The organism is Romboutsia weinsteinii (assembly GCF_002250835.2).
Lineage (GTDB): Bacteria > Bacillota > Clostridia > Peptostreptococcales > Peptostreptococcaceae > Romboutsia_A > Romboutsia_A weinsteinii.
The window spans coordinates 138938-159303 of record NZ_NOJY02000003.1 but is presented as its reverse complement, the minus strand read 5'-3'; the positions used below and the strand labels follow the sequence as shown (position 1 = coordinate 159303).

The window sequence follows — 20366 nt, the reverse complement described above, 5'->3', positions numbered from 1 at the left end:
ATGAAAATAGCAATAACAGGTAAAGGTGGAGTAGGTAAAACGACTTTTTCTTCAATGTTATCTAGAATGTTTGCTGAAGACGGGTATAGAGTTGTTGCTGTAGATGCTGATCCAGACGCTAATTTAGCATTAGCATTAGGATTTCCTCGAGACGTATATGACTCATTAGTTCCTATATCAGACATGAAAAAGTTAGTTTCAGATAGAACAGCTGCAGAAACAGGTACTTTTAATAAGATGTTCAAATTAAATCCAAAGGTTGATGATATACCGGATAATTATTGTAAAGAACATAATGGAGTGAGATTACTTACTCTTGGTACTGTTGATTCTGGTGGTTCTGGATGTGTATGTCCAGAGCATGTCCTACTAAAGAGACTATGTTCTCACTTAATACTACAAAATAAAGACGTAGTGGTTATGGATATGGAAGCTGGTATAGAGCACTTAGGTAGAGGTACTGCCCAAGGTGTAGATGCTTTTATAGTAGTAGTAGAACCAGGAGAAAGAAGTTTACAAACTTATAGAAAAGTTAAAAAGCTAGGAAATGATATAGGTGTAAAAAAAGTATTTGTTGTAGGTAATAAAATTAGAAACAAAGAAGATGAGGAATTTATAATACAAAATTTAGAAAATGGTGAAGCCTTAGGTTTCATTTATTATAACCAAGACGTTATAAATTCTGACAGATCGAATCAATCTCCATATGATACAAGTGAAGAAACAAGAGAACAGGTAAGAGTAATAAGAGACAGATTAATGTCATTACAAAACCTAAAATAAGTTTAAGAACTAATCATGTAAAGATACTTCATGAATAGTTTTTGAAGCACTATTATACATAGTGTTATAAATATTATTAATTTGTGGAGGAGATTAAATTATGGGATTCAAATCTGATATTGAAATAGCTCAAGAGGCTAAACCTCAAGATATAAGGGAAGTAGCAAAAAAATTAGGATTAACAGAAGAGGATTTAGATTTATATGGAAAATATAAAGCTAAAGTTGACTATAATCTTCTGAAAAAAGATAACGGTGGCAAAAAATCTAAAGTTATATTAACTACAGCTATAAACCCAACTCCAGCAGGAGAAGGAAAAACAACTACAACAATAGGTGTTGCAGATGGTTTAGCTAAATTAGGTAAAAATGTATTAGTGGCATTAAGAGAGCCTTCTTTAGGTCCAGTATTTGGTATAAAAGGTGGAGCAGCAGGTGGAGGATATGCACAAGTTGTTCCTATGGAAGATATAAACCTACACTTTACAGGAGATTTCCATGCTATAGGAGCTGCAAATAACTTATTAGCAGCAATGTTAGATAACCATATTCACCAAGGTAATGAACTACAAATAGATAGTAGAAGAATTACTTGGAGAAGATGTGTTGACATGAACGATAGACAATTAAGAAATATCGTTGATGGATTAGGATCTAGAGCTGATGGTGTTGCTAGAGAAGATGGATTTGATATAACAGTTGCTTCTGAAGTAATGGCAGCATTCTGTCTAGCTGACGATATAGTTGATTTAAAAGCTAGGTTAGGAAGAATAATAGTTGGATACAACTTCAGTGGTGATCCTGTAACAGCAGCTCAGTTAAAAGCTAATGGTGCTATGGCAGCTTTATTAAAGGATGCTTTAAAACCAAACTTAGTTCAAACTTTAGAAGGAACACCTGCATTTGTTCATGGTGGACCATTTGCTAATATCGCTCATGGATGTAACTCTGTTATAGCTACAAGAATGGCTATGCACTTTGCAGACTATGTAGTAACAGAAGGAGGATTTGGTGCTGATCTTGGTGCTGAAAAATTCTTAGATATTAAGTGTAGAATGGCAAACATAAAACCAGCAGCGGTTATTATAGTTGCTACAGTAAGAGCATTAAAATACAATGGAGGAGTTGCTAAGGATCAATTAAATAATGAAAACTTAGAAGCTTTAGAAGCTGGTCTTCCAAACTTATTGAAGCACGTTGAGAATATAACTCAAGTGTATAAGTTACCAGCAGTTGTTGCTATAAATGAGTTCCCTACTGACACTAAAGCAGAAGTTGAATTAGTAAGACAAAAATGTCAAGAGTTAGGTGTTAATGTTGCATTGTCTCAAGTTTGGGCTAAAGGTGGAGAAGGTGGAACTGAATTAGCTAGGGAAGTATTAAGATTGATAGATGAAGAAGAAAATAATTTTGAATTCTGTTATGAAGATGATTTAACTATAGAAGAAAAAATAAATGCAATAGCTACTAAGATATATGGAGCAGATGGTGTAGTATTTACTCCAGCAGCTAAGAAAGAATTAGCTAACTTAGAAGCTTTAGGATTTGGGAATATGCCAATATGTATGGCTAAAACTCAATATTCTTTAACTGATGATTTAACTAAATTAGGAAGACCTACAGGATTTAATATAACTGTAAGACAATTAACAGTTTCAGCTGGAGCTGGATTTATAGTTGCTCTTACAGGAGAAATAATGAAGATGCCTGGACTTCCAAAAGTTCCAGCAGCTGAAAGAATAGATGTTGATGAAAATGGAGTAATAGCAGGATTATTCTAATAGATTAAAATAATTGGTAGTGTGTAGGTGTTTATCTACACACTACTTAATACATAAATATAAAAAACAATACCTTATAGTACTTAAGGGGGAGAATTAATGAATATATCTGAGAAAAGTTGTGTAGAATTTGTTGAAGTATTAGCTTCTAAAGCAGCAGTACCAGGTGGCGGTGGAGCTGCGGCACTTGTAGGTGCTATAGGTATGGCGTTAGGTAGTATGGTATGCAACCTAACAATAGGTAAAAAGAAGTACGCAGAGTACGAAGAAAGTGTAAAAGATACATTAGCTAGAGCTTCAAAGCTGGAAGCTGATTTATTAACTATGATAGACAAGGATGCAGAAGGATTCTATCCTTTATCTAAAGCTTATGGTCTTCCGACATCTACAGAGGAAGAAAAACAATTCAAAGCTGAAACTATGGAAAGTGCATTAAAGGTAGCATGTGAAGTACCATTAAACATAGTAAGAGCATGTTATGAAGCAATAAAACTACATGAAGATTTAGTAGACAAAGGATCGAGACTTGCAATAAGTGATGTTGGAGTAGGAGTTCAATGTTTAAGAGCAGCTATACTAGGTGGGCAGTTAAATGTAGTTATAAATATAAATTCTATAAAAGATCAAGATTATGTTAATGAAGTTAGAACTGAAGTAAACAAATTAGTTGAAGATGGCGTTAGAATATGTGATGAAGTTTACGATAAAGTAGTAAAAGCGTTATAGAAAGTAAATTGTATACTATATAAATTAGAAAATAAAGGCGTGTAAATGCGCATTAGACATAAATAAAAAGTTGAATAGGAGGGCATTAGTATATGGAAGTAGTTCAAACTAAAGGTCAAATAATAAAAGGAAAACCAGTTGCTGATCAAATTAGCGAAAATTTAATAAAAGAAGTTAATGAGTTAGTAAAAGAGGGTATAAATCCTAAGTTAACTATAATTAGAGTTGGTGCTAGAGGAGACGATTTAGCTTATGAAAGAGGAGCATTAAAAAGATGCGAAAACATAGGTATAACAACTGAAGTTTTAGAGCTAGCTGAAGATATAGCTCAAGAACAATACATAGAAACATTAAAAAAGGTGAATGAGGATAAAGATGTTCACGGGATACTATGTTTTAGACCACTTCCTAAACAATTAAATGAAGAATCTATAAAATATGTTATATCTCCAGAAAAGGATGTAGATTGCTTCAGCCCTGTAAATGCAGCTAAGGTAATGGAAGGAGATCAAAGTGGATTCCCACCATGTACTCCAACAGCAGTAGTTGAAATATTAAAGCATTATGGTGTTGAATTAAAGGGTGCTAAAGTAACTGTACTTGGAAGAAGTATGGTAGTTGGAAAGCCTGCAGCAATGCTTTTATTAAATGAACATGCTACTGTTACAATATGCCATTCTAGAACTAAAGATTTAGCTAATGTAACATCAGAAGCGGACATTTTAGTAGCTGCTGTTGGTAGAGCTAAGATGGTAAAAGAAAACTTTGTAAAAGAAGGCGCTGTAGTAGTAGATGTTGGGATAAATGTTGATGAAGAAGGTAAGTTATGTGGAGATGTTGATACTGATGATGTATTAGATAAAGTATCTATGATAACTCCAGTTCCTGCAGGAGTAGGTTCTGTAACAACATCTATACTTGCAAAGCATGTAGTAAAGGCTTATAAGTTACAAAATAATAAATAGTATTGAAGTTTTTTAGGGGGGATAGAGATGGTAATTTCTGAAAAGAAGCCAATGGAAGAAGTAATAGGATTCTTAAAAGATGCTGAAAAAATAATACTAGTTGGCTGTAATCAATGTGCTGCTACATGTAAAAGTGGTGGAGAAGAAGAACTTGTTAAAATGAAGGAATCATTGGAAGCCGAGGGGAAACAAGTATTAGGTTACACAATTTTAGATCCTGCTTGTAATCTTTTAAAATCTAAAAAAGACTTAAAAGCTTTAAAAAATGAATTAAAAGAAGCCGATGCTATATTATCTTTAGCTTGTGGAGACGGAACACAAACTATAGTTAAAAATACAAAAAATATGCCAGTATATCCAGCTAATAATACATTATTCATCGGGGAAGTAGAGAGAGTTGGACAATTTGAAGAAGCATGCAAAGCATGTGGAGCATGTGAACTTGGATGGACAGGTGGAATATGCCCAATAACTATGTGTGCTAAAGGCTTATTAAATGGAGCATGTGGTGGAGCTAAAAATGGAAAATGTGAAGTTAGTCAAGAAAACGATTGTGCTTGGATAAAAATCTATGACAGATTAAAAGCACTAGATCAATTAGAAAACTTAACAGAAATAAGACCACCAAAAGACTATTCTTTACAAACTAATCCAAGAAGATATGATGTTAAGAAAAAAGAAGCTGATGCAACAGCAAATGCTTAATATAAGAAGCTTTTATAAGATTAAAAGGGGGATTTTAGATGAGCTTATTACAAGAAGTACTAGAAAGAGGAGAGTTTGCTATAACTACGGAGATGGCTCCTCCAAAAGGGACAGATCTTTCTCATTTGGTAGAATGTGCAAAGCCACTTGTTGGTAGAGTTCATGCTGCTAATGTTACGGATTTCCAATCTGCTGTTATGAGAACAACTTCACTTGCTACATGTAAATTATTAAAAGATGTAGGATTAGATCCTGTAATTCAAATAACAGGTAGAGATAGAAATAGAATAGCTATACAAGGTGAAATGTTATCTGCTGGAGTATTTGGTATAAATAATATGCTAGCACTAACTGGAGACCATACAGTAGTAGGAGATCACCCACAAGCTAAAGGTGTATTTGATTTAGATTGTGTAGGAATACTTCAAACTGCGGAAACTTTAATGTCTGGTGAAGATATGGTAGGAAATAAATTAAAAGGTTCTCCAGATTTCTTCTTAGGAGCATCGGTTACTCCTGAATATACTCCAATAGAAGTTCAACTTTTAAAAATGCAGAAAAAAATAAATGCGGGTGCTAAGTTCTTCCAAACTCAGGCTGTATACGATGTAGAGCATATGAGAGAATTCAGAAAACATACAAAGGATATGAATTGCAAAGTTTTAGCAGGAATAGTTCCTTTAAAATCTCCAGGAATGGCTAAATTTATGACTGCAAATGTACCTGGTATATTTGTTCCTGATGAGCAAATAGAAAGATTAAGAGCTGCAGGAAAAGAAAATTGGGTAACAGAAGGCATAAAGATGGCAGGAGAATTAATAAGACAGCTTAAAGAGGAAGACTTATGTGATGGAGTACATATAATGGCCATAGGTGCAGAGGAAAATGTTCCAGCTATATTAGATGCTGCTGGTATATAATATTATAAATTCTGGGGGAGATTAATATGAAAATAGCAGTTATCGGAGGCGGACCAGGAGGGTATGTAGCAGCTTTAAAAGCAGCTATGCTTGGTGCGGAAGTCACAGTAATAGAGAAACAAAGGGTAGGTGGAACTTGCCTAAATGTAGGATGTATACCGACTAAAGCTTTACTTGCTTCTTCATCAATGTTAATGAATATAAAAGAAGCTAAGAGCTTTGGAATTAATATAGATGGTGATGTTACTGCTGACTTTTCGTCTATAATGGGTAGAAAAGAAAAAGTAGTAAGTCAATTAATAGCTGGGATAGAATTCTTATTTGATAAAAGAGGGGTTCAGCTAATAAATGGATTTGGAAAATTAGTAGATAAAAATACTATTGAGGTAACAAAAGAAGATGGATCAATAGAGATGGTAAATGCTGATAAAATAATATTAGCTAATGGATCTGCTCCTGTAATACCTCCTATGTTCCCATATGATGGAAATGTTGTAATTAGCAGTGATGAGGTACTAGGATTAAAAGAATTACCAGAGTCCATGTTAATTGTTGGTGGTGGAGTAATTGGGAGTGAAATAGGTCAATTCTTCAGAGCTTTAGGTACTGAAGTAACAATAGTAGAAATGTTTGACCAATTATTACCTAACGAAGATAAAGATGTTGCTAAACAGTTGCAGAGACAATTTAAAAAGGATAAAATTAAAGTAATAACAGGTGTTGGGGTACAAACTTGTGAAATTGTTGACGGGAAAGCAGTAGCGACACTTCAAAATGGAAAACAAATTATTTCGCAGTATGCTCTAGTAGCTGTTGGTAGAAAACCAAACCTTGCAAACTCAGGTGTTGAAGAACTAGGAATCAAGACTGAAAGAGGCAAAATAGTAGTTAATGAAAATCTTGAAACTAGTGTTGAAGGTATATATGCAATTGGAGATATAATAAATACTCCAATGCTTGCACATGTTGCTTCTAAAGAAGGTATGATAGCTGTAGAGAATGCTTTAGGAAAGTCTAAAACTGTTAGCTATGCTGCTGTACCAAGATGTGTATATACAGAGCCGGAAGTTGCTGGAGTTGGTAAAACTGAAAAACAACTTGAAGCTGAAGGTATAGAGTACAAAAAAGGACAATTTGACTTTAGAGCTTTGGGGAAAGCTCAAGCTATAGGCCATATTCAAGGGTTTATTAAAATCCTTGCAGATAAAGACGATAAAATTGTCGGAGCTGCAATAGTAGGTCCTCATGGTACCGATTTATTAACAGAATTATCTTTAGCTGTTGAGTTAGGTTTAACAGTAGAACAAGTAGGAGATGTAATACATGCACATCCAAGTCTATCTGAAGGTATAATGGAAGCCCTTCATGATGTTCACGACCAATGTGTTCATGCAGCACCTCAAACAGTAAAAGCATAGAACAAGGCAGAGTTAGGATAAATAAAAATGGCTCTGTTTAGACAAAGGGGGAAGTCTTATGGGATATAATATAGCTGTAGCAGGAAAAGGTGGAACTGGAAAGACAAGTCTTACAGGGCTATTAATTAATCAACTGGTAAGTCAAGAAAAGGGGCCAATATTAGTTGTAGATGCAGATGCAAACCAAAATATAAATGAAGTATTAGGCGTAGAAGTAGAAGACACTATAGGTTCAATAAGAGAAGAAGCAAATATGAGGGAAAAAAATGGCGATTCATTTCCTGGAGGAATGACAAAGGCACAGTTTTTACAGTACAAACTTAATCATAGTATTGTGGAAGGTGATGGCTACGACTTAATAGTAATGGGAAGATCAGAAGGTGAAGGTTGTTATTGCTATGTTAATGGTATATTAAGAGAACAAACTAATAAAATCTCTAATCATTACAAGTATATGATAACTGATAACGAAGCTGGAATGGAGCATTTAAGTAGAAAGACAAGTAAACATATCGACCAATTACTATTAGTAAGTGACTGCTCAAGACGTAGTATACAGGCAGTTGCTAGAATAAGAGATTTAGCAGTTGAGTTAAAGCTACATGTCGGAGATACTCATTTAATTGTAAATAAGGTTCCTAATGGAATTTTAAATGATGGTATCAAAGAAGAAATAGCAAAACATAATCTAAATCTTTTAGGTGTTGTACCTCTAGATGAATTAATATATGAATATGATTCTTCAGGAATACCATTAGTTCAATTGCCTGAAGACTCACAGTCTAAAGTAGCGATGAAAGCTATAATAGATAAATTAGAACTAAAATAGGTTTAAGGGGGATAAAAAGAATGGCATTTAAGCAATCTGTTCAAAAATATTCTGGTAAAATATCAGAAGTAGAATTAGGTACAGGGGAAAAGGCAATAAAACTAGGCGGAGAACATGTATTACCATTCTATAGCTTTGATGGTGATACTGGCAATAAGCCATCTATAGGTGTTGAGATATTAGATATATATCCAGATAGCTGGATTGAATCATATCAAGAAATGTATAAAGAAGTAGCTAATGATACTGTGGAGTGGGCTAAATATGTTGAGTCAAATTCAGGTGCAGATTTTATATGTTTAAAGTTTGATGGAGCTGACCCAAATGGATTAGATAAATCTCCTGAGGAATGTGCTGAAGTTGCTAAAAAAGTAGCTGAGTCAGTAAGCTTGCCATTAGTTATATCTGGCACTGGTAACCATGATAAAGATGCTAAATTATTTGAAAAAGTAGCTGAAGCTCTTGATGGATACAATACATTAATGATGTCAGCAGTAGAAGATAACTACAAAGCAGTAGGTGCTTCTGCTGGTATGGCTTACAACCAAAAAGTTGGAGCTGAATCTTCTGTTGATATAAACTTAGCTAAGCAAATGAACGTACTATTAACTCAATTAGGAGTTAAAGGTGAAAAAATAGTTATGAATATAGGATGTTCAGCTGTTGGTTATGGATATGAGTATGTTGCTTCTACTATGGATAGAATTAGACTTGCTGCGTTTGGTCAAAATGATAAATCATTACAAATGCCTATAATAACACCAGTAGCTTTTGAAATAGGTCATGTTAAAGAAGCTATAGCTCCAGTAGATGATGAGCCAACTTGGGGATGTCCAGAAAAGAGAACAATAGCAATGGAAGTTTCAACTGCAGCTAGCTGTTTAGTTGGTGGATCAAATGCAGTTATACTTCGTCATCCGGAATCAATAAAAACTATAAAAGAACTAGTAAGTGCATTAGTTTAATTAAAAAGTAAGGGTTAGGGGGATAAAATAATGGCATTAAAAGCTTTAGATATATTTAAATTAACACCAAAGAAAAACTGTAAGGATTGTGGTTTTCCAACTTGTATGGCTTTCTGTATGAAGGTAGCTTCAGGAGCTGTAGACGTAGAAAAATGTCCACACATGTCTGATGAGGCATTAGCAAAATTATCAGAAGCAACTGCTCCACTTATGAAAACTTTAAAAGTTGGGGCTGGAGAATCTGAATATACTTTTGGTGGAGAAACAGTTTTATTTAGACATGAAAAAACATTAGTAAACAAAAACAGATATGCTGTAGAATTCTGTGATTGTATGAATGAAGAACAAGTAGACGCAAAAATAGCTAATATGAAACTTGTTGATTATATAAGAATTGGTGAAGAAATGAAAGTTGAAATAGCAGCTTTCAAATACACTGGAAATAAAGAAGCATACTTAAACTTAGTAAAAAAAGTTAAAGAGTGCGGACTAGATGTTGCATACATATTACATTGTGAAGATGCGGCTGTAGCTAAAGAAGCTTTAGAAATAGTAAAAGATTCTAAACCAATGGTATTTGGAGCAACTAAAGATAACTACAAAGAAATGATAGATGTAGTTAAAGGAGATAAGTTAGCATTAGGTGTTAAAGCTAGTAGCTTAGAAGAATTATATGCTACTACTGAAGCAATTCATGCTGCTGGATATAAAGAATTAATATTAGATGTAACAGGAGAAAGTATAAAAGAAACATATACAAACGCTGTTCAAGTTAGAAGAATAGCATTAAAAGAACAAGACAGAACATTTGGATACCCTTCAATAGTATTTGCAAACAAATTATCAGACAACAATCCAATGATGGAAGTTGCATTATCTTCAGTATTTACAGTTAAATATGGATCTATAATAGTTATAGATGATATAGATTATGCAAAAGCATTACCATTATTCGCTCTAAGACAAAACATCTACACTGACCCACAAAGACCAATGAGAGTTGAACCTAAGATTTACCCAATAAATAATCCAGATGAAAATTCACCAGTATTAGTTACTGTTGACTTTGCATTAACTTACTTTATAGTATCTGGAGATATAGAAAGATCTAAAGTACCAGTATGGTTAGTAATACCAGATGCTGGAGGATACTCTGTTCTTACAGCTTGGGCAGCTGGTAAATTTGGTGGAAATTCAATTTCTCAATTTATCAAAGAATCTAAGGTTGAAGAAGTTACTAATAACAGAGATATCATAATACCAGGTAAAGTTGCTGTTCTAAAAGGGGATATAGAAGAGAACTTACCAGGATGGAATGTAATAATAGGTACTGAGGAATCTATGGAAATACCTAAGTTCTTAAAAGATTACAAAGCTAAAAAAGATGAAGCTCTTGCTAATGCTTAATAATTATATTAAGTAATAGTAACTTTAAAAATTTAAGGGGGATAAAACTATAATGGAAAAGTTTATGATAATAGGGGAAAGAATACATTGTATATCACCAGTAATAAGAAAAGCATTGGCGGAAAGAGATCCTGAGCCAATATTAAAAAGAGCAAAAGAGCAACTAGATGCAGGTGCTCATTATATAGATTTCAACATCGGTCCAGCAGAAAGAGATGGAGAAGAAGTTATGTCTTGGGGTGTTAAAATGCTTCAGTCAGAACTTAACAATGTTCCTTTAGCATTAGATACTGCTAATAGAAAAGCTATAGAAGCGGGTCTTAAAGTTTACAATAATACTTATGGTAAGGCTATAATAAACTCAGCTGATGCAGGTCCAAGAATGGGTCTTATAGAAGTAGCGGCTGAATATGATGCAAAAGTTATAGGTTTATGTGCTAATGAAGGTATACCAAGAGATAACGATGAGCGTATGGGATACTGTCAAGAAATATTAGAAAAAGCTCTAACTTTAGGGTTAGATCCAACTGATGTATTATTTGATCCACTATGCTTAGTTATAAAAGGAATGCAAGAAAAACAAATGGAAGTATTAGAAGCTATAAGAATGATGACTGAGATGGGGCTATTAACTACTGGAGGATTATCAAATGTATCCAATGGTTGTCCTAAACATTTAAGACCTGTATTAGATAGCAATTTCGCTGCTATGGCTATAGCGAACGGATTTAGCTCAGCTATAGTTAACCCATGCGATGAATTATTAATGCAAACTATAAAAACATGCGACATAATAAATGGAGCATCTTTATACGCAGATTCTTATTTAGAAATAAGTGAAGGTGCATTTTCATACAACGTATAAGTTAAATATATTTATTTAACACAAATTAAGGGGGAAGTAGAATGAATCTATATAATATAATTTTTACAGGATCAGAGCAAGCTTTAGCAGCAGCTAAAGGTATGTTAGCTGAAGCTATCGAAAAAAATGGAAGAGACCATAAGGTTGCATTCCCAGATACTGCATATTCATTACCTTGTATTTATGCAGCTACAGGTCAAAAAATGAATACATTAGGTGACTTAGAAGGTGCTTTAACAGTAGTAGAATCTTTAATAAATAGAACTCATTTATTAGAGCATGCTTTAAACTCAGGTCTAGCTACAGCTTTAGCAGCTGAAGTTATAGAAGCTATAAAATATGCTACTATGGAAGAACCATATCAAGCTCCATGTGCAGGTCATGTAAGTGACCCAATAATCAGATCTTTAGGAGTACCTCTAGTTACAGGAGATATCCCAGGGGTTGCGGTTGTACTTGGAGAATGTCCAGATGCTGAAACTGCAGCAAAAGTAATAAAAGATTATCAATCTAAAGGGTTACTTACTTTCTTAGTTGGTAAGGTTATAGATCAAGCAATCGAAGCTGGAGTAAAAATGAGCGTTGAGCTAAGGGTTATACCTTTAGGATATGATGTAACTTCAGTTATCCACGTAGTATCTGTTGCTATAAGAGCAGCATTAATATTCGGTGGATTAACTCCAGGAGACCTTTCTGGATTATTAGAGTATACTTCGAAGAGGGTTCCAGCATTTGTTAATGCATTTGGACCACTTAGTGAATTAGTTGTATCTGCTGGTGCTGGAGCAATAGCTTTAGGGTTCCCAGTTATAACTGACCAGACAGTTCTTGAAGTTCCAATGAACTTATTAACTCAGAAAGATTATGATAAAGTTGTAGCTACTTCTTTAGAAGCTAGAAACATAAAAATAAAAATAACTGAAATTCCTATACCGGTAGCATTTGCAGCAGCTTTTGAAGGTGAGAGAATAAGAAAAGCTGATATGTTTGCTGAGTTTGGTGGAAATAAAACAGAAGCTTGGGAACTTGTTGTACACAAGGAAACTAGTGAGGTAGAAGATCACAAAATAGAAATAATAGGACCAAATATAGATGAAGTAGAACCTGTAAATGGATTAGTAAGATTACCACTTGCAGTAATAGTTAAGATAGCTGGTAAAGCTATGGAAGATGACTTTGAGCCAGTTCTTGAGAGACGTTTCCACTATTTTATGAACTATATAGAAGGTGTAATGCACGTTGGTCAAAGAGATATGTCTTGGGTGAGAATCTCTAAAGATGCTTACGAAAAAGGATTCAGACTCGAGCATATAGGGGAAGTTTTATATGCTAAGATGAGAGATGAATTCGAGTCAGTTGTTGATAAATGTGAAATAGTTATAATAACTGATCCTGAACAAGTATCTGCTAGAAAATCAGAAGCTACATCTAAATATGAATCTAGAGATGAAAGATTAGCTTCATTAGTTGATGAGAGTGTTGATACATTCTATTCTTGCAACTTATGTCAATCATTTGCTCCAGCTCACGTTTGTGTTGTAACTCCTGAGAGACTTGGACTTTGTGGAGCAGTTAGCTGGTTAGATGCTAAGGCTACTAAGGAACTAGACCCAACAGGACCATGTCAACCAATAGTTAAAGGTGATTGCTTAGATGATAGAACAGGAATATGGGAATCTGTAAATGAAACAGTTAGCCAAATATCTCAAGGTGCTGTAGAAAGTGTTACATTATACTCAATACTTGAAGATCCTATGACTTCTTGTGGATGCTTCGAGTGTATATGCGGTATAATGCCAGAAGCTAACGGATTTGTTATAGTTAATAGAGAGTTCCCAGAAATAACTCCTGTTGGTATGACATTTGGTGAGCTTGCGTCTATGACAGGTGGTGGAGTTCAAACACCAGGATTTATGGGACACGGAAGACACTTCATATCATCTAAAAAGTTTGCTTATGCTGAGGGCGGACCAGAAAGAATAGTTTGGATGCCAAAAGAATTAAAAGAATACGTAGCTGATAAGTTAAATGCTACAGTTCAAGAAATGACAGGAATAGAAAACTTCACTGATATGATATGTGATGAAACTATAGCTAATGATTCTGAGGGAGTACTTGCTTTCTTAGAGGAAAAAGGTCATCCAGCATTATCTATGGAAGCTGTAATGTAATTTATTCTACGGGGGGATTAAAATGAAAACTATACCAAGTTTAAAATACACTAGCAAACATGAATGGACGAAAGTTGAAGGGGAATATGCTTATATAGGAATAACTGACTACGCTCAAGACCAATTAGGAGAAGTTTTATTTGTTGAGATGCCAGAAGTTGGAGATACAATAACTCAAGATGAAGATTACGGAGTAGTTGAATCTTCTAAAGTTGCATCTGACTTAGTGGCTCCTATATCTGGAGAAGTAGTTGAAATAAATGAAAGATTAGAAGATGAACCAGAATTTATCAATGAAGATCCATATGATGCATGGATAATAAAAGTTAAAATAGAAAATTCTGATGAACTTGATAGTTTAATAAGTTCAGATGAGTATGAAAGTGGATTAGAATAATATTTAAAAGAGTATAGTGGATTTGAGTGCACGCAAATCCACTATACTCTTTTTTAATGGCAAATTAATCAAATATAAAGTAAATTATGCTAAAATTATAGTAGAGACTGTATTGGGGGGTAGAGTATGATTAGAGTTAATTTTAAGTCGCATAATAAAGAAATTGAGTGTAATAAAGGGGAAAATTTATTAGAAATTGCGAGAAAAGCAGATATATTTATAGATGCTCCATGTAATGGAAACGTATCTTGTGGAAAGTGTAAAGTAAAACTACTAAAGGGGAATGTAGATGCTGAAAAAACAAGACATATAAGTGATGAAGAGTGGGAGCAAGGTTATATATTAGCATGTAATACAAAGGTTATTTCAGATATAGAAATAGAAGTACCTTCAAAGTTATCATCATCCATGCATGGAATGAAAATAGAAGGTAGCGATAGTAAAAAAGATAGAGAGATTTTTGATAGGGCTAAGAAAATAATAGAGACACACCAACTGGAATTTAAGACTAATATAAGAAAAAAGTATATAGAGATGGAAAAGCCAAACCTAGATGATAATATAAGTGATGTAGACAGGCTTCAAAGATATGTAAGAAACCATCTAGGTTATGATAATATCGACTTTAGATTAGATATATTAAGAAAGATGCCAATAATATTTAGGCAAAGTGATTTTAATGTAACAATAACTTATGTTCAAAAGAAAAATAAGATTACAATTATAAATATAGAAGATGGAAATACAGAGGACAACCTATACGGAGTAGCAATAGATATAGGAACAACTTCGGTAGTAGTTTGCTTAGTAAATCTCTTCAATAAAGAGGTTATAGATAAAGCATCTTCTGGTAATGCTCAAATAAAATATGGAGCAGATGTAATAAATAGAATAATATATTCATCTAAAGGTGATGGATTGGAAACTTTAAATAAAGCAATTATAGAAGAAACGATAAATCCATTACTAGAAAATATATACATACAAAATAATATAAATAAGGATGATGTAGTAACTCTTTCAGTAGCTGGAAATACAACAATGACGAACTTATTCTTAGGTGTATATTCAGACTATCTAAGACAGGAGCCATACATACCACCATTTCTAAAGTCACCAAATCTTATGGGTGAGAATATTGGTCTTAATGTTAATCCAAGTGCCTATGTGTATCTTGCACCTTGTGTAGCAAGCTATGTAGGTGGAGATATAACTGCAGGTGTACTATCCGCAGGAATATGGGCAACAGAAGAAAATATATTATTTGTAGATTTAGGTACCAATGGAGAAATTGTATTTGGAAATAAAGATTATATGATGAGCTGTGCTTGTTCTGCAGGACCTGCATTTGAAGGTGGAGGTATTAGCTGTGGTATGAGAGCTTCTGCAGGAGCAATTGAAAAGGTAAATATAGATAAATATACACTTGACCCAAGTTTAACTATAATAGGAGATTCTAAACCGATTGGAATATGTGGGTCAGGCATAATTGACTTGATTTGCCAGATGCTTATAAAGGGCTTGATAGATAGAAGAGGGAAGCTTCATAGAGATATAAAGAGCAAAAGAGTTAGATTTAATGAGCATGACATGGGAGAATATGTACTAGCATTTAAAGAAGAATATGATTTAGAGCAAGATGTTGTAGTAAATGAAGTAGATATAGATAATTTTATAAGAGCTAAGGGAGCAATTTTTTCAGGGGCAGCAACTCTTATAGAAAGTCTAGGCATGGACTTTGAAGATATAGATAAAGTATATATAGCAGGTGGTATAGGAAATAATTTAAATATAGAAAATTCGATTTTAATAGGTTTACTTCCGGATATATCGAGAGATAAATTTACTTATATAGGAAACAGTTCATTAGTGGGTGCATACTTAGCACTAATAAGCAAGGATGCTAAAAAGAAATTAGAAGATATAGGAAATGAAATGACATATGTAGAGCTTAGTGTCTATCCAAGTTATATGGATGAGTTTATATCTGCATGCTTCTTACCTCATACTAATGTAGAAAAATTCCCAACGACAAAACTTATATTGGAGGCTTAATCTATGGACTTAAAACAAAAGATGGAATTAGCTTATGATACTAAGATAGATAACTTTGGGAATAAAATAGAATTTTCATATCCTAATGAAACTGTAGCCATTAGCACAACCAATAGTGAGTGCTTTTTAAAATGCGCTCATTGCAATGGGCACTACTTAAAGAATATGACTCCAATTAACGATTATGAAAATAAGATTAAGAGCAAAAACGTAAGTAGCTTTTTAATAAGTGGAGGATGTAATTTTGATGGAGATGTTCCTATAAATAAACATATAGATACACTAAAAAAATTAAAAGAAGAAGGTTATAAGTTAAATGCTCATCTAGGACTTATGGATGAAGAGAGTATAAATAAAGTTTGTAAATATCTAGACATTGTTTCTTTTGATTTAGTATTTGATAAAGATACCATCAAAGAAGTATATAAGATAGATAAAAATGCTCAAGACTATATAACAGCTTATGAAACTATAAAACAAAATACCGAGGTAGCGCCACATATATGTATAGGTCTAAAAGGTGGAGAGATAAAGGGAGAATACGAAGTAATCGAATACTTATCTAATAATCCTCCTAAAAAAATCACTTTTATAGTACTTATACCTACTAAAAATACAGAGTATGAAAAAGTAAGTCCTCCAGACCTAAATAAGGTGGCAGATGTACTTTGTAGTGCTAGAATTAGCCTACCAAATACCGAAATAAATTTAGGGTGTATGAGACCTAGAGGAGAATATAGAAGTGAACTAGACAAGATAGCTCTAATGTGTGGAGTAAATAAAATTGTTTTACCATCAAGATCAGCAAAAAATAAAGCGATAGAAATGGATATGAATATAACAGAAGGGAAGGAGTGTTGTGTACTATGATTAGATTATCATCAGGAACTGCTATAGAGTTGGGATTATTAAATAAGAGAAGTGATATACCTCCTACCACTGCTTATATCATGATTGGAGAATCTTGTACCAATAAATGTTCTTTCTGTTCTCAATCCATAGAAAGTAACACTAGAAAAGATAAATTATCTAGGGTGGTATGGCCACAATATTCTAAAGAAGATATATTAGATTCGATGCTAAATTATAAAAAGCATAATATAAGAAGAATCTGTATTCAATCTACAGCAAGTAAAGAAGCATATCAAACTGTAGAAGAATTTTTACTATACATAAAAGATAAAACAAATATGCCAATATCCTTGTCTGCTAAGCTTGAAAGTAGCGAAGATATAGATAGATTTTTATCTATGGGCGTAGATAGAGTAGGTATAGCAATAGATGCGGCAAATGAAAAATTATATGAAGATATAAAGGGAAAAGACTTTGAAGGAAAGATAGAATTTATTGTAAGTTCTGCTAAGAAATATCCTGGAAAAATAAGCACTCATATAATCGTTGGGCTAGGTGAGAGCCATAAAGATATATATAATTTATATAGTTATCTTAAGGGTAATAATGTAACTATAAGTTTATTTGCATTTACTCCCGTAAGAGGAACTAAAATGGAAAATATAAATCAGCCAGAGATAGAAAGTTATAGAAGAGTACAGCTTATGACATATATGATAGATAAAGGTTATAAAGAAGAGTATTTTAGATTTGATGATGAATATCTAGAGGAAATTAAATTAGATTCAAGAATTATTGAAGATATAGAAAAAGGATATCCTTTTGAAATAAGAGGATGCAAAGATTGCAATAGACCATATTACAATGAGAGACCAGGAAGTACTATTTATAATTATTCTAGGCGTTTAAATGATGATGAGATAAATTTAGCAAAAAAAGAAATTAACCTAGATATAGGGGGAGAGCTATTATGCAACAGTGGAGGCTTATAAAAAATAGATCCTACGATGGAGCTATGAATATGGCAATAGATGAAGCTATAAGTATTGCATATAAAGAAGGAAAAGTTAACCCGACAGTAAGATTTTATACTTGGAAACCAGCATGTTTAAGTATAGGATACTTTCAGAAGTTAGAAAGTGATATAGATTTAATAGCTTGTAAAGAAAACAACATAGATTATGTAAGAAGAATAACTGGTGGAAGAGCAGTATTACATGATAAGGAACTTACTTATAGCATTGTTGTTGGAGAAGAGAACCCTATAATTGACAAAAGTATAAATTTATCATATAGATTCATAAGTGAAGGCTTAGTAGAAGGGCTACATTTATCAAATATACCTACAGATGATTTAAATAGTGGAGAACATATAACTAGAGGTAATCTATCTGCTGCATGTTTCAATGCTCATGCATCTTATGAAATAACTATAAACCATAAAAAAATAGTTGGTAGTGCACAGCATAGAAAAGATGGAGTATTACTTCAGCATGGATCTATAGTATTAGATTTCAATGTGGAAGATTTATTTAATTTAATAAAAATGAAAACACCAGAGTTAAAAGAAAGGTCAAAGAGATTTACTGCTAACAAAGCTAGTGGAATAGAAAATGAGACAGGAAGAAGTATAGACATAGATACACTAGAAGAAAACTTAATTAAAGGTCTTAGTTCACATCTAAATGTAGAATTTGTAGAGGAAGAACTGACAGATTATGAGCTTAATTTAGCTAATGAATTATATAAGAAATACAAGGGTGATGAATATAACAAAAAAAGGTAATTTTAATTGACTTTACACTAATCAAAGTATATACTCAAATTATAAATAGTATAGAAGATTTTGAAATCATGAAGGTTTCTTCGGTGTATTGAAATGCCTGAAGCGACCTTTTTTTGATATTTTAAAGAATAAGTTTATAGGGGGATTTTATATGTGTGAATCAGCAGCATTTATCAGAAAAAACGATAAGCTAGAAAGAATTATGGACAACGTAGTGACTATAGATCCATATGAAGGGAAAGTTTATTTAACAGATCTACTTGGAGAGCAAAAAATAGTAGATGGGACAATAAAAGAAATAAGACTAATGGATCACAAAATAATAATAGAAGAAACTAATTAATCACAAAATAAAGCATAGGGGAAAATAACAAGATGATAATAGCCGTTGTAGATGGAATGGGTGGAGGCATAGGAGCTCAAATAGTCTCTTCTCTTAGAGATGAGTTGCCTACATACATAGATATATACGCATTGGGGACAAATTCTATAGCAACTAGTGCTATGATGAAATCACATGCAAATAAAGGAGCAACAGGCGAAAATGCTATAGTAACATCATCAAGAAAAGCTAATATTATAGTTGCGCCGATTTCAGCAGTAATGCCAAACTCTATGATGGGAGAGGTTACTTGCAAAATAAGTGAAGCTATATCAGATAGCGAAGCATTAAAAATACTATTGCCTATAATGCCTGAAAACATAAGTTTAGTTGGATTAGAAAATAAACCATTATCCTTATTAATAAAAGACACAATCAAGGTGATAAAAAAAGAATTTAATATAAAGTAACTAGGGGGAAAAAATATGCTAGGTAAATATACTGTAAGATACCACCATGGCCATGATCATAGTCATGATGAATTAGAAGGACATGATCATGTTCATACACACTCTCATGGAGAAACTCAAGAAAATAAGGATGAGAAAACTCTAAAGATTTTATTAGTTCATTGGGTAAACCACAATGAATCTCATGAAGAAGGATTTAAGGAATGGGTAGAAAAAGCTAGAGCTATAGGAAAAAATGATACAGCAGATAGTATAGAAAAGGCTATAGAATACTTACAAAAAGCTAATGAGATGCTAGTAGAAGCTAAAAAGAATATGTAATATAAAAAATATAAATTAATGTATAAGTGAGAGGTTATTATACCTCTCATTTTTTATGTAAGTATAAGTCGAAAAAAGAAATATTTTTAAAAATAACGGAGAATGCTGTATAAAACTAAATTTTATAAAAACTATGGAACATATTTACAATAATTGTAATTATATGTATTATTAAAACAGGAAAAGGAATACAGAAGTATTCAAAGGGATATGGATTTAAAGGGGGATACAATATGCTTGGTAAAAATAATTTAATGTTACATCACAACCCACATCTAAATGGATGCTGTGGAGATGGTGGAGAAAATTGTTGTGGAAGCCACAATCATACAGATCATGTACACTCACATACTCATGAACATGGGCATGACCATGAACATATAAATGGAGAAGGACATGACCATAATCATGAAGATGGATTCACAGGAGCTCACAGTCATGATCATGAGCATACTCATGAACACGGACATAACCACAGTGAAAGTCACGTTCATAATCACGGATAATAACTAATTTTAATTTATTGGGGAATAAAATTTAATTAATAAAATGAATCTAAAACCATGAAGGTTTAAATAAAAGAGTGCAATAAGGCACGCTTTATTAACTTCATGGTTTTTTAGTAAAAA

The 20366-nt window shown here is 33.1% G+C and carries 21 protein-coding genes; all 21 read left to right on the top strand.

The window, feature by feature from the left end:
• On the top strand, positions 1-783 hold the full coding sequence (locus tag CHL78_RS02830; RefSeq protein WP_094368237.1) for an ATP-binding protein: 783 nt from the start codon (positions 1-3) through the stop codon (positions 781-783).
• 100 nt (positions 784-883) lie between these two features.
• Positions 884-2563, top strand: a complete 1680-nt coding sequence (locus tag CHL78_RS02825) for a formate--tetrahydrofolate ligase (RefSeq protein WP_094368238.1) — start codon at positions 884-886, stop codon at positions 2561-2563.
• Positions 2564-2662: 99 nt separating this feature from the next.
• Entirely contained in the window at positions 2663-3289 is a 627-nt protein-coding gene (locus CHL78_RS02820; RefSeq protein ID WP_094368239.1) for a cyclodeaminase/cyclohydrolase family protein, read from the top strand.
• A gap of 92 nt (positions 3290-3381) precedes the next feature.
• Positions 3382-4254 (top strand): bifunctional 5,10-methylenetetrahydrofolate dehydrogenase/5,10-methenyltetrahydrofolate cyclohydrolase, encoded by an 873-nt coding sequence (locus CHL78_RS02815; RefSeq protein WP_094368240.1) that lies wholly within the window; start codon positions 3382-3384, stop codon positions 4252-4254.
• Between the two features lie 27 nt (positions 4255-4281).
• On the top strand, positions 4282-4959 hold the full coding sequence (locus tag CHL78_RS02810) for a methylenetetrahydrofolate reductase C-terminal domain-containing protein (RefSeq protein ID WP_094368241.1): 678 nt from the start codon (positions 4282-4284) through the stop codon (positions 4957-4959).
• A 38-nt stretch (positions 4960-4997) separates the two neighbouring features.
• The gene (locus tag CHL78_RS02805) at positions 4998-5879 is read left to right on the top strand and encodes a methylenetetrahydrofolate reductase (protein WP_094368242.1); all 882 of its coding nucleotides are present in this window, start codon (positions 4998-5000) and stop codon (positions 5877-5879) included.
• A gap of 26 nt (positions 5880-5905) precedes the next feature.
• Positions 5906-7297, top strand: a complete 1392-nt coding sequence (gene lpdA, locus CHL78_RS02800) for a dihydrolipoyl dehydrogenase (RefSeq protein WP_094368243.1) — start codon at positions 5906-5908, stop codon at positions 7295-7297.
• Positions 7298-7355: 58 nt separating this feature from the next.
• On the top strand, positions 7356-8126 hold the full coding sequence (locus CHL78_RS02795) for an ATP-binding protein (RefSeq protein WP_094368244.1): 771 nt from the start codon (positions 7356-7358) through the stop codon (positions 8124-8126).
• Positions 8127-8146: 20 nt separating this feature from the next.
• A complete protein-coding gene (acsD, locus tag CHL78_RS02790) occupies positions 8147-9091 on the top strand; it encodes an acetyl-CoA decarbonylase/synthase complex subunit delta (RefSeq protein WP_094368245.1) in 945 nt (314 codons plus the stop codon).
• Between the two features lie 30 nt (positions 9092-9121).
• The gene (acsC, locus tag CHL78_RS02785; RefSeq protein WP_094368246.1) at positions 9122-10498 is read left to right on the top strand and encodes an acetyl-CoA decarbonylase/synthase complex subunit gamma; all 1377 of its coding nucleotides are present in this window, start codon (positions 9122-9124) and stop codon (positions 10496-10498) included.
• Positions 10499-10550: 52 nt separating this feature from the next.
• Positions 10551-11363, top strand: coding sequence for a carbon monoxide dehydrogenase/acetyl-CoA synthase methytransferase subunit (gene acsE / locus CHL78_RS02780; protein WP_094368247.1), 813 nt, complete (start codon positions 10551-10553; stop codon positions 11361-11363).
• 41 nt (positions 11364-11404) lie between these two features.
• Complete coding sequence (acsB, locus tag CHL78_RS02775) at positions 11405-13534, top strand: acetyl-CoA decarbonylase/synthase complex subunit alpha/beta (protein WP_094368248.1); 2130 nt, start codon at positions 11405-11407, stop codon at positions 13532-13534.
• A 22-nt stretch (positions 13535-13556) separates the two neighbouring features.
• Positions 13557-13931: a glycine cleavage system protein GcvH gene (gene gcvH, locus CHL78_RS02770; RefSeq protein WP_094368249.1), complete on the top strand. Its 375-nt coding sequence runs from the start codon at positions 13557-13559 to the stop codon at positions 13929-13931.
• Between the two features lie 126 nt (positions 13932-14057).
• Positions 14058-15986, top strand: coding sequence for a corrinoid activation/regeneration protein AcsV (gene acsV / locus CHL78_RS02765; protein WP_094368250.1), 1929 nt, complete (start codon positions 14058-14060; stop codon positions 15984-15986).
• 3 nt (positions 15987-15989) lie between these two features.
• Positions 15990-16856 (top strand): radical SAM protein, encoded by an 867-nt coding sequence (locus CHL78_RS02760; RefSeq protein WP_094368251.1) that lies wholly within the window; start codon positions 15990-15992, stop codon positions 16854-16856.
• Positions 16853-17830 (top strand): radical SAM protein, encoded by a 978-nt coding sequence (locus tag CHL78_RS02755; protein WP_094368252.1) that lies wholly within the window; start codon positions 16853-16855, stop codon positions 17828-17830. Before CHL78_RS02760 ends, CHL78_RS02755 begins: the two co-directional genes overlap by 4 nt.
• Positions 17809-18624 carry a lipoate--protein ligase family protein gene (locus tag CHL78_RS02750; RefSeq protein ID WP_094368253.1) on the top strand — a complete coding sequence of 272 codons (816 nt, stop codon included), beginning with the start codon at positions 17809-17811 and terminating at the stop codon, positions 18622-18624. Before CHL78_RS02755 ends, CHL78_RS02750 begins: the two co-directional genes overlap by 22 nt.
• Before the next feature lie 151 nt (positions 18625-18775).
• Positions 18776-18967 carry a CooT family nickel-binding protein gene (locus CHL78_RS02745; RefSeq protein ID WP_094368254.1) on the top strand — a complete coding sequence of 64 codons (192 nt, stop codon included), beginning with the start codon at positions 18776-18778 and terminating at the stop codon, positions 18965-18967.
• Between the two features lie 32 nt (positions 18968-18999).
• Entirely contained in the window at positions 19000-19416 is a 417-nt protein-coding gene (locus CHL78_RS02740; RefSeq protein WP_094368255.1) for a DUF3842 family protein, read from the top strand.
• Between the two features lie 15 nt (positions 19417-19431).
• Positions 19432-19737 carry a zinc transporter gene (locus CHL78_RS02735; RefSeq protein WP_094368256.1) on the top strand — a complete coding sequence of 102 codons (306 nt, stop codon included), beginning with the start codon at positions 19432-19434 and terminating at the stop codon, positions 19735-19737.
• A 233-nt stretch (positions 19738-19970) separates the two neighbouring features.
• Entirely contained in the window at positions 19971-20243 is a 273-nt protein-coding gene (locus CHL78_RS02730; protein ID WP_094368257.1) for a hypothetical protein, read from the top strand.
• Positions 20244-20366: the final 123 nt, after the last annotated feature.

What these genes read in the sequence shown, in the direction of transcription:
- CHL78_RS02830 (WP_094368237.1), top strand. Translation starts at nt 1, where the DNA reads ATGAAAATAGCAATAACAGGTAAAGGTGGAGTAGGTAAAACGACTTTT.
- CHL78_RS02825 (WP_094368238.1), top strand. Translation starts at nt 884, where the DNA reads ATGGGATTCAAATCTGATATTGAAATAGCTCAAGAGGCTAAACCTCAA.
- CHL78_RS02820 (WP_094368239.1), top strand. Translation starts at nt 2,663, where the DNA reads ATGAATATATCTGAGAAAAGTTGTGTAGAATTTGTTGAAGTATTAGCT.
- CHL78_RS02815 (WP_094368240.1), top strand. Translation starts at nt 3,382, where the DNA reads ATGGAAGTAGTTCAAACTAAAGGTCAAATAATAAAAGGAAAACCAGTT.
- CHL78_RS02810 (WP_094368241.1), top strand. Translation starts at nt 4,282, where the DNA reads ATGGTAATTTCTGAAAAGAAGCCAATGGAAGAAGTAATAGGATTCTTA.
- CHL78_RS02805 (WP_094368242.1), top strand. Translation starts at nt 4,998, where the DNA reads ATGAGCTTATTACAAGAAGTACTAGAAAGAGGAGAGTTTGCTATAACT.
- lpdA (WP_094368243.1), top strand. Translation starts at nt 5,906, where the DNA reads ATGAAAATAGCAGTTATCGGAGGCGGACCAGGAGGGTATGTAGCAGCT.
- CHL78_RS02795 (WP_094368244.1), top strand. Translation starts at nt 7,356, where the DNA reads ATGGGATATAATATAGCTGTAGCAGGAAAAGGTGGAACTGGAAAGACA.
- acsD (WP_094368245.1), top strand. Translation starts at nt 8,147, where the DNA reads ATGGCATTTAAGCAATCTGTTCAAAAATATTCTGGTAAAATATCAGAA.
- acsC (WP_094368246.1), top strand. Translation starts at nt 9,122, where the DNA reads ATGGCATTAAAAGCTTTAGATATATTTAAATTAACACCAAAGAAAAAC.
- acsE (WP_094368247.1), top strand. Translation starts at nt 10,551, where the DNA reads ATGGAAAAGTTTATGATAATAGGGGAAAGAATACATTGTATATCACCA.
- acsB (WP_094368248.1), top strand. Translation starts at nt 11,405, where the DNA reads ATGAATCTATATAATATAATTTTTACAGGATCAGAGCAAGCTTTAGCA.
- gcvH (WP_094368249.1), top strand. Translation starts at nt 13,557, where the DNA reads ATGAAAACTATACCAAGTTTAAAATACACTAGCAAACATGAATGGACG.
- acsV (WP_094368250.1), top strand. Translation starts at nt 14,058, where the DNA reads ATGATTAGAGTTAATTTTAAGTCGCATAATAAAGAAATTGAGTGTAAT.
- CHL78_RS02760 (WP_094368251.1), top strand. Translation starts at nt 15,990, where the DNA reads ATGGACTTAAAACAAAAGATGGAATTAGCTTATGATACTAAGATAGAT.
- CHL78_RS02755 (WP_094368252.1), top strand. Translation starts at nt 16,853, where the DNA reads ATGATTAGATTATCATCAGGAACTGCTATAGAGTTGGGATTATTAAAT.
- CHL78_RS02750 (WP_094368253.1), top strand. Translation starts at nt 17,809, where the DNA reads ATGCAACAGTGGAGGCTTATAAAAAATAGATCCTACGATGGAGCTATG.
- CHL78_RS02745 (WP_094368254.1), top strand. Translation starts at nt 18,776, where the DNA reads ATGTGTGAATCAGCAGCATTTATCAGAAAAAACGATAAGCTAGAAAGA.
- CHL78_RS02740 (WP_094368255.1), top strand. Translation starts at nt 19,000, where the DNA reads ATGATAATAGCCGTTGTAGATGGAATGGGTGGAGGCATAGGAGCTCAA.
- CHL78_RS02735 (WP_094368256.1), top strand. Translation starts at nt 19,432, where the DNA reads ATGCTAGGTAAATATACTGTAAGATACCACCATGGCCATGATCATAGT.
- CHL78_RS02730 (WP_094368257.1), top strand. Translation starts at nt 19,971, where the DNA reads ATGCTTGGTAAAAATAATTTAATGTTACATCACAACCCACATCTAAAT.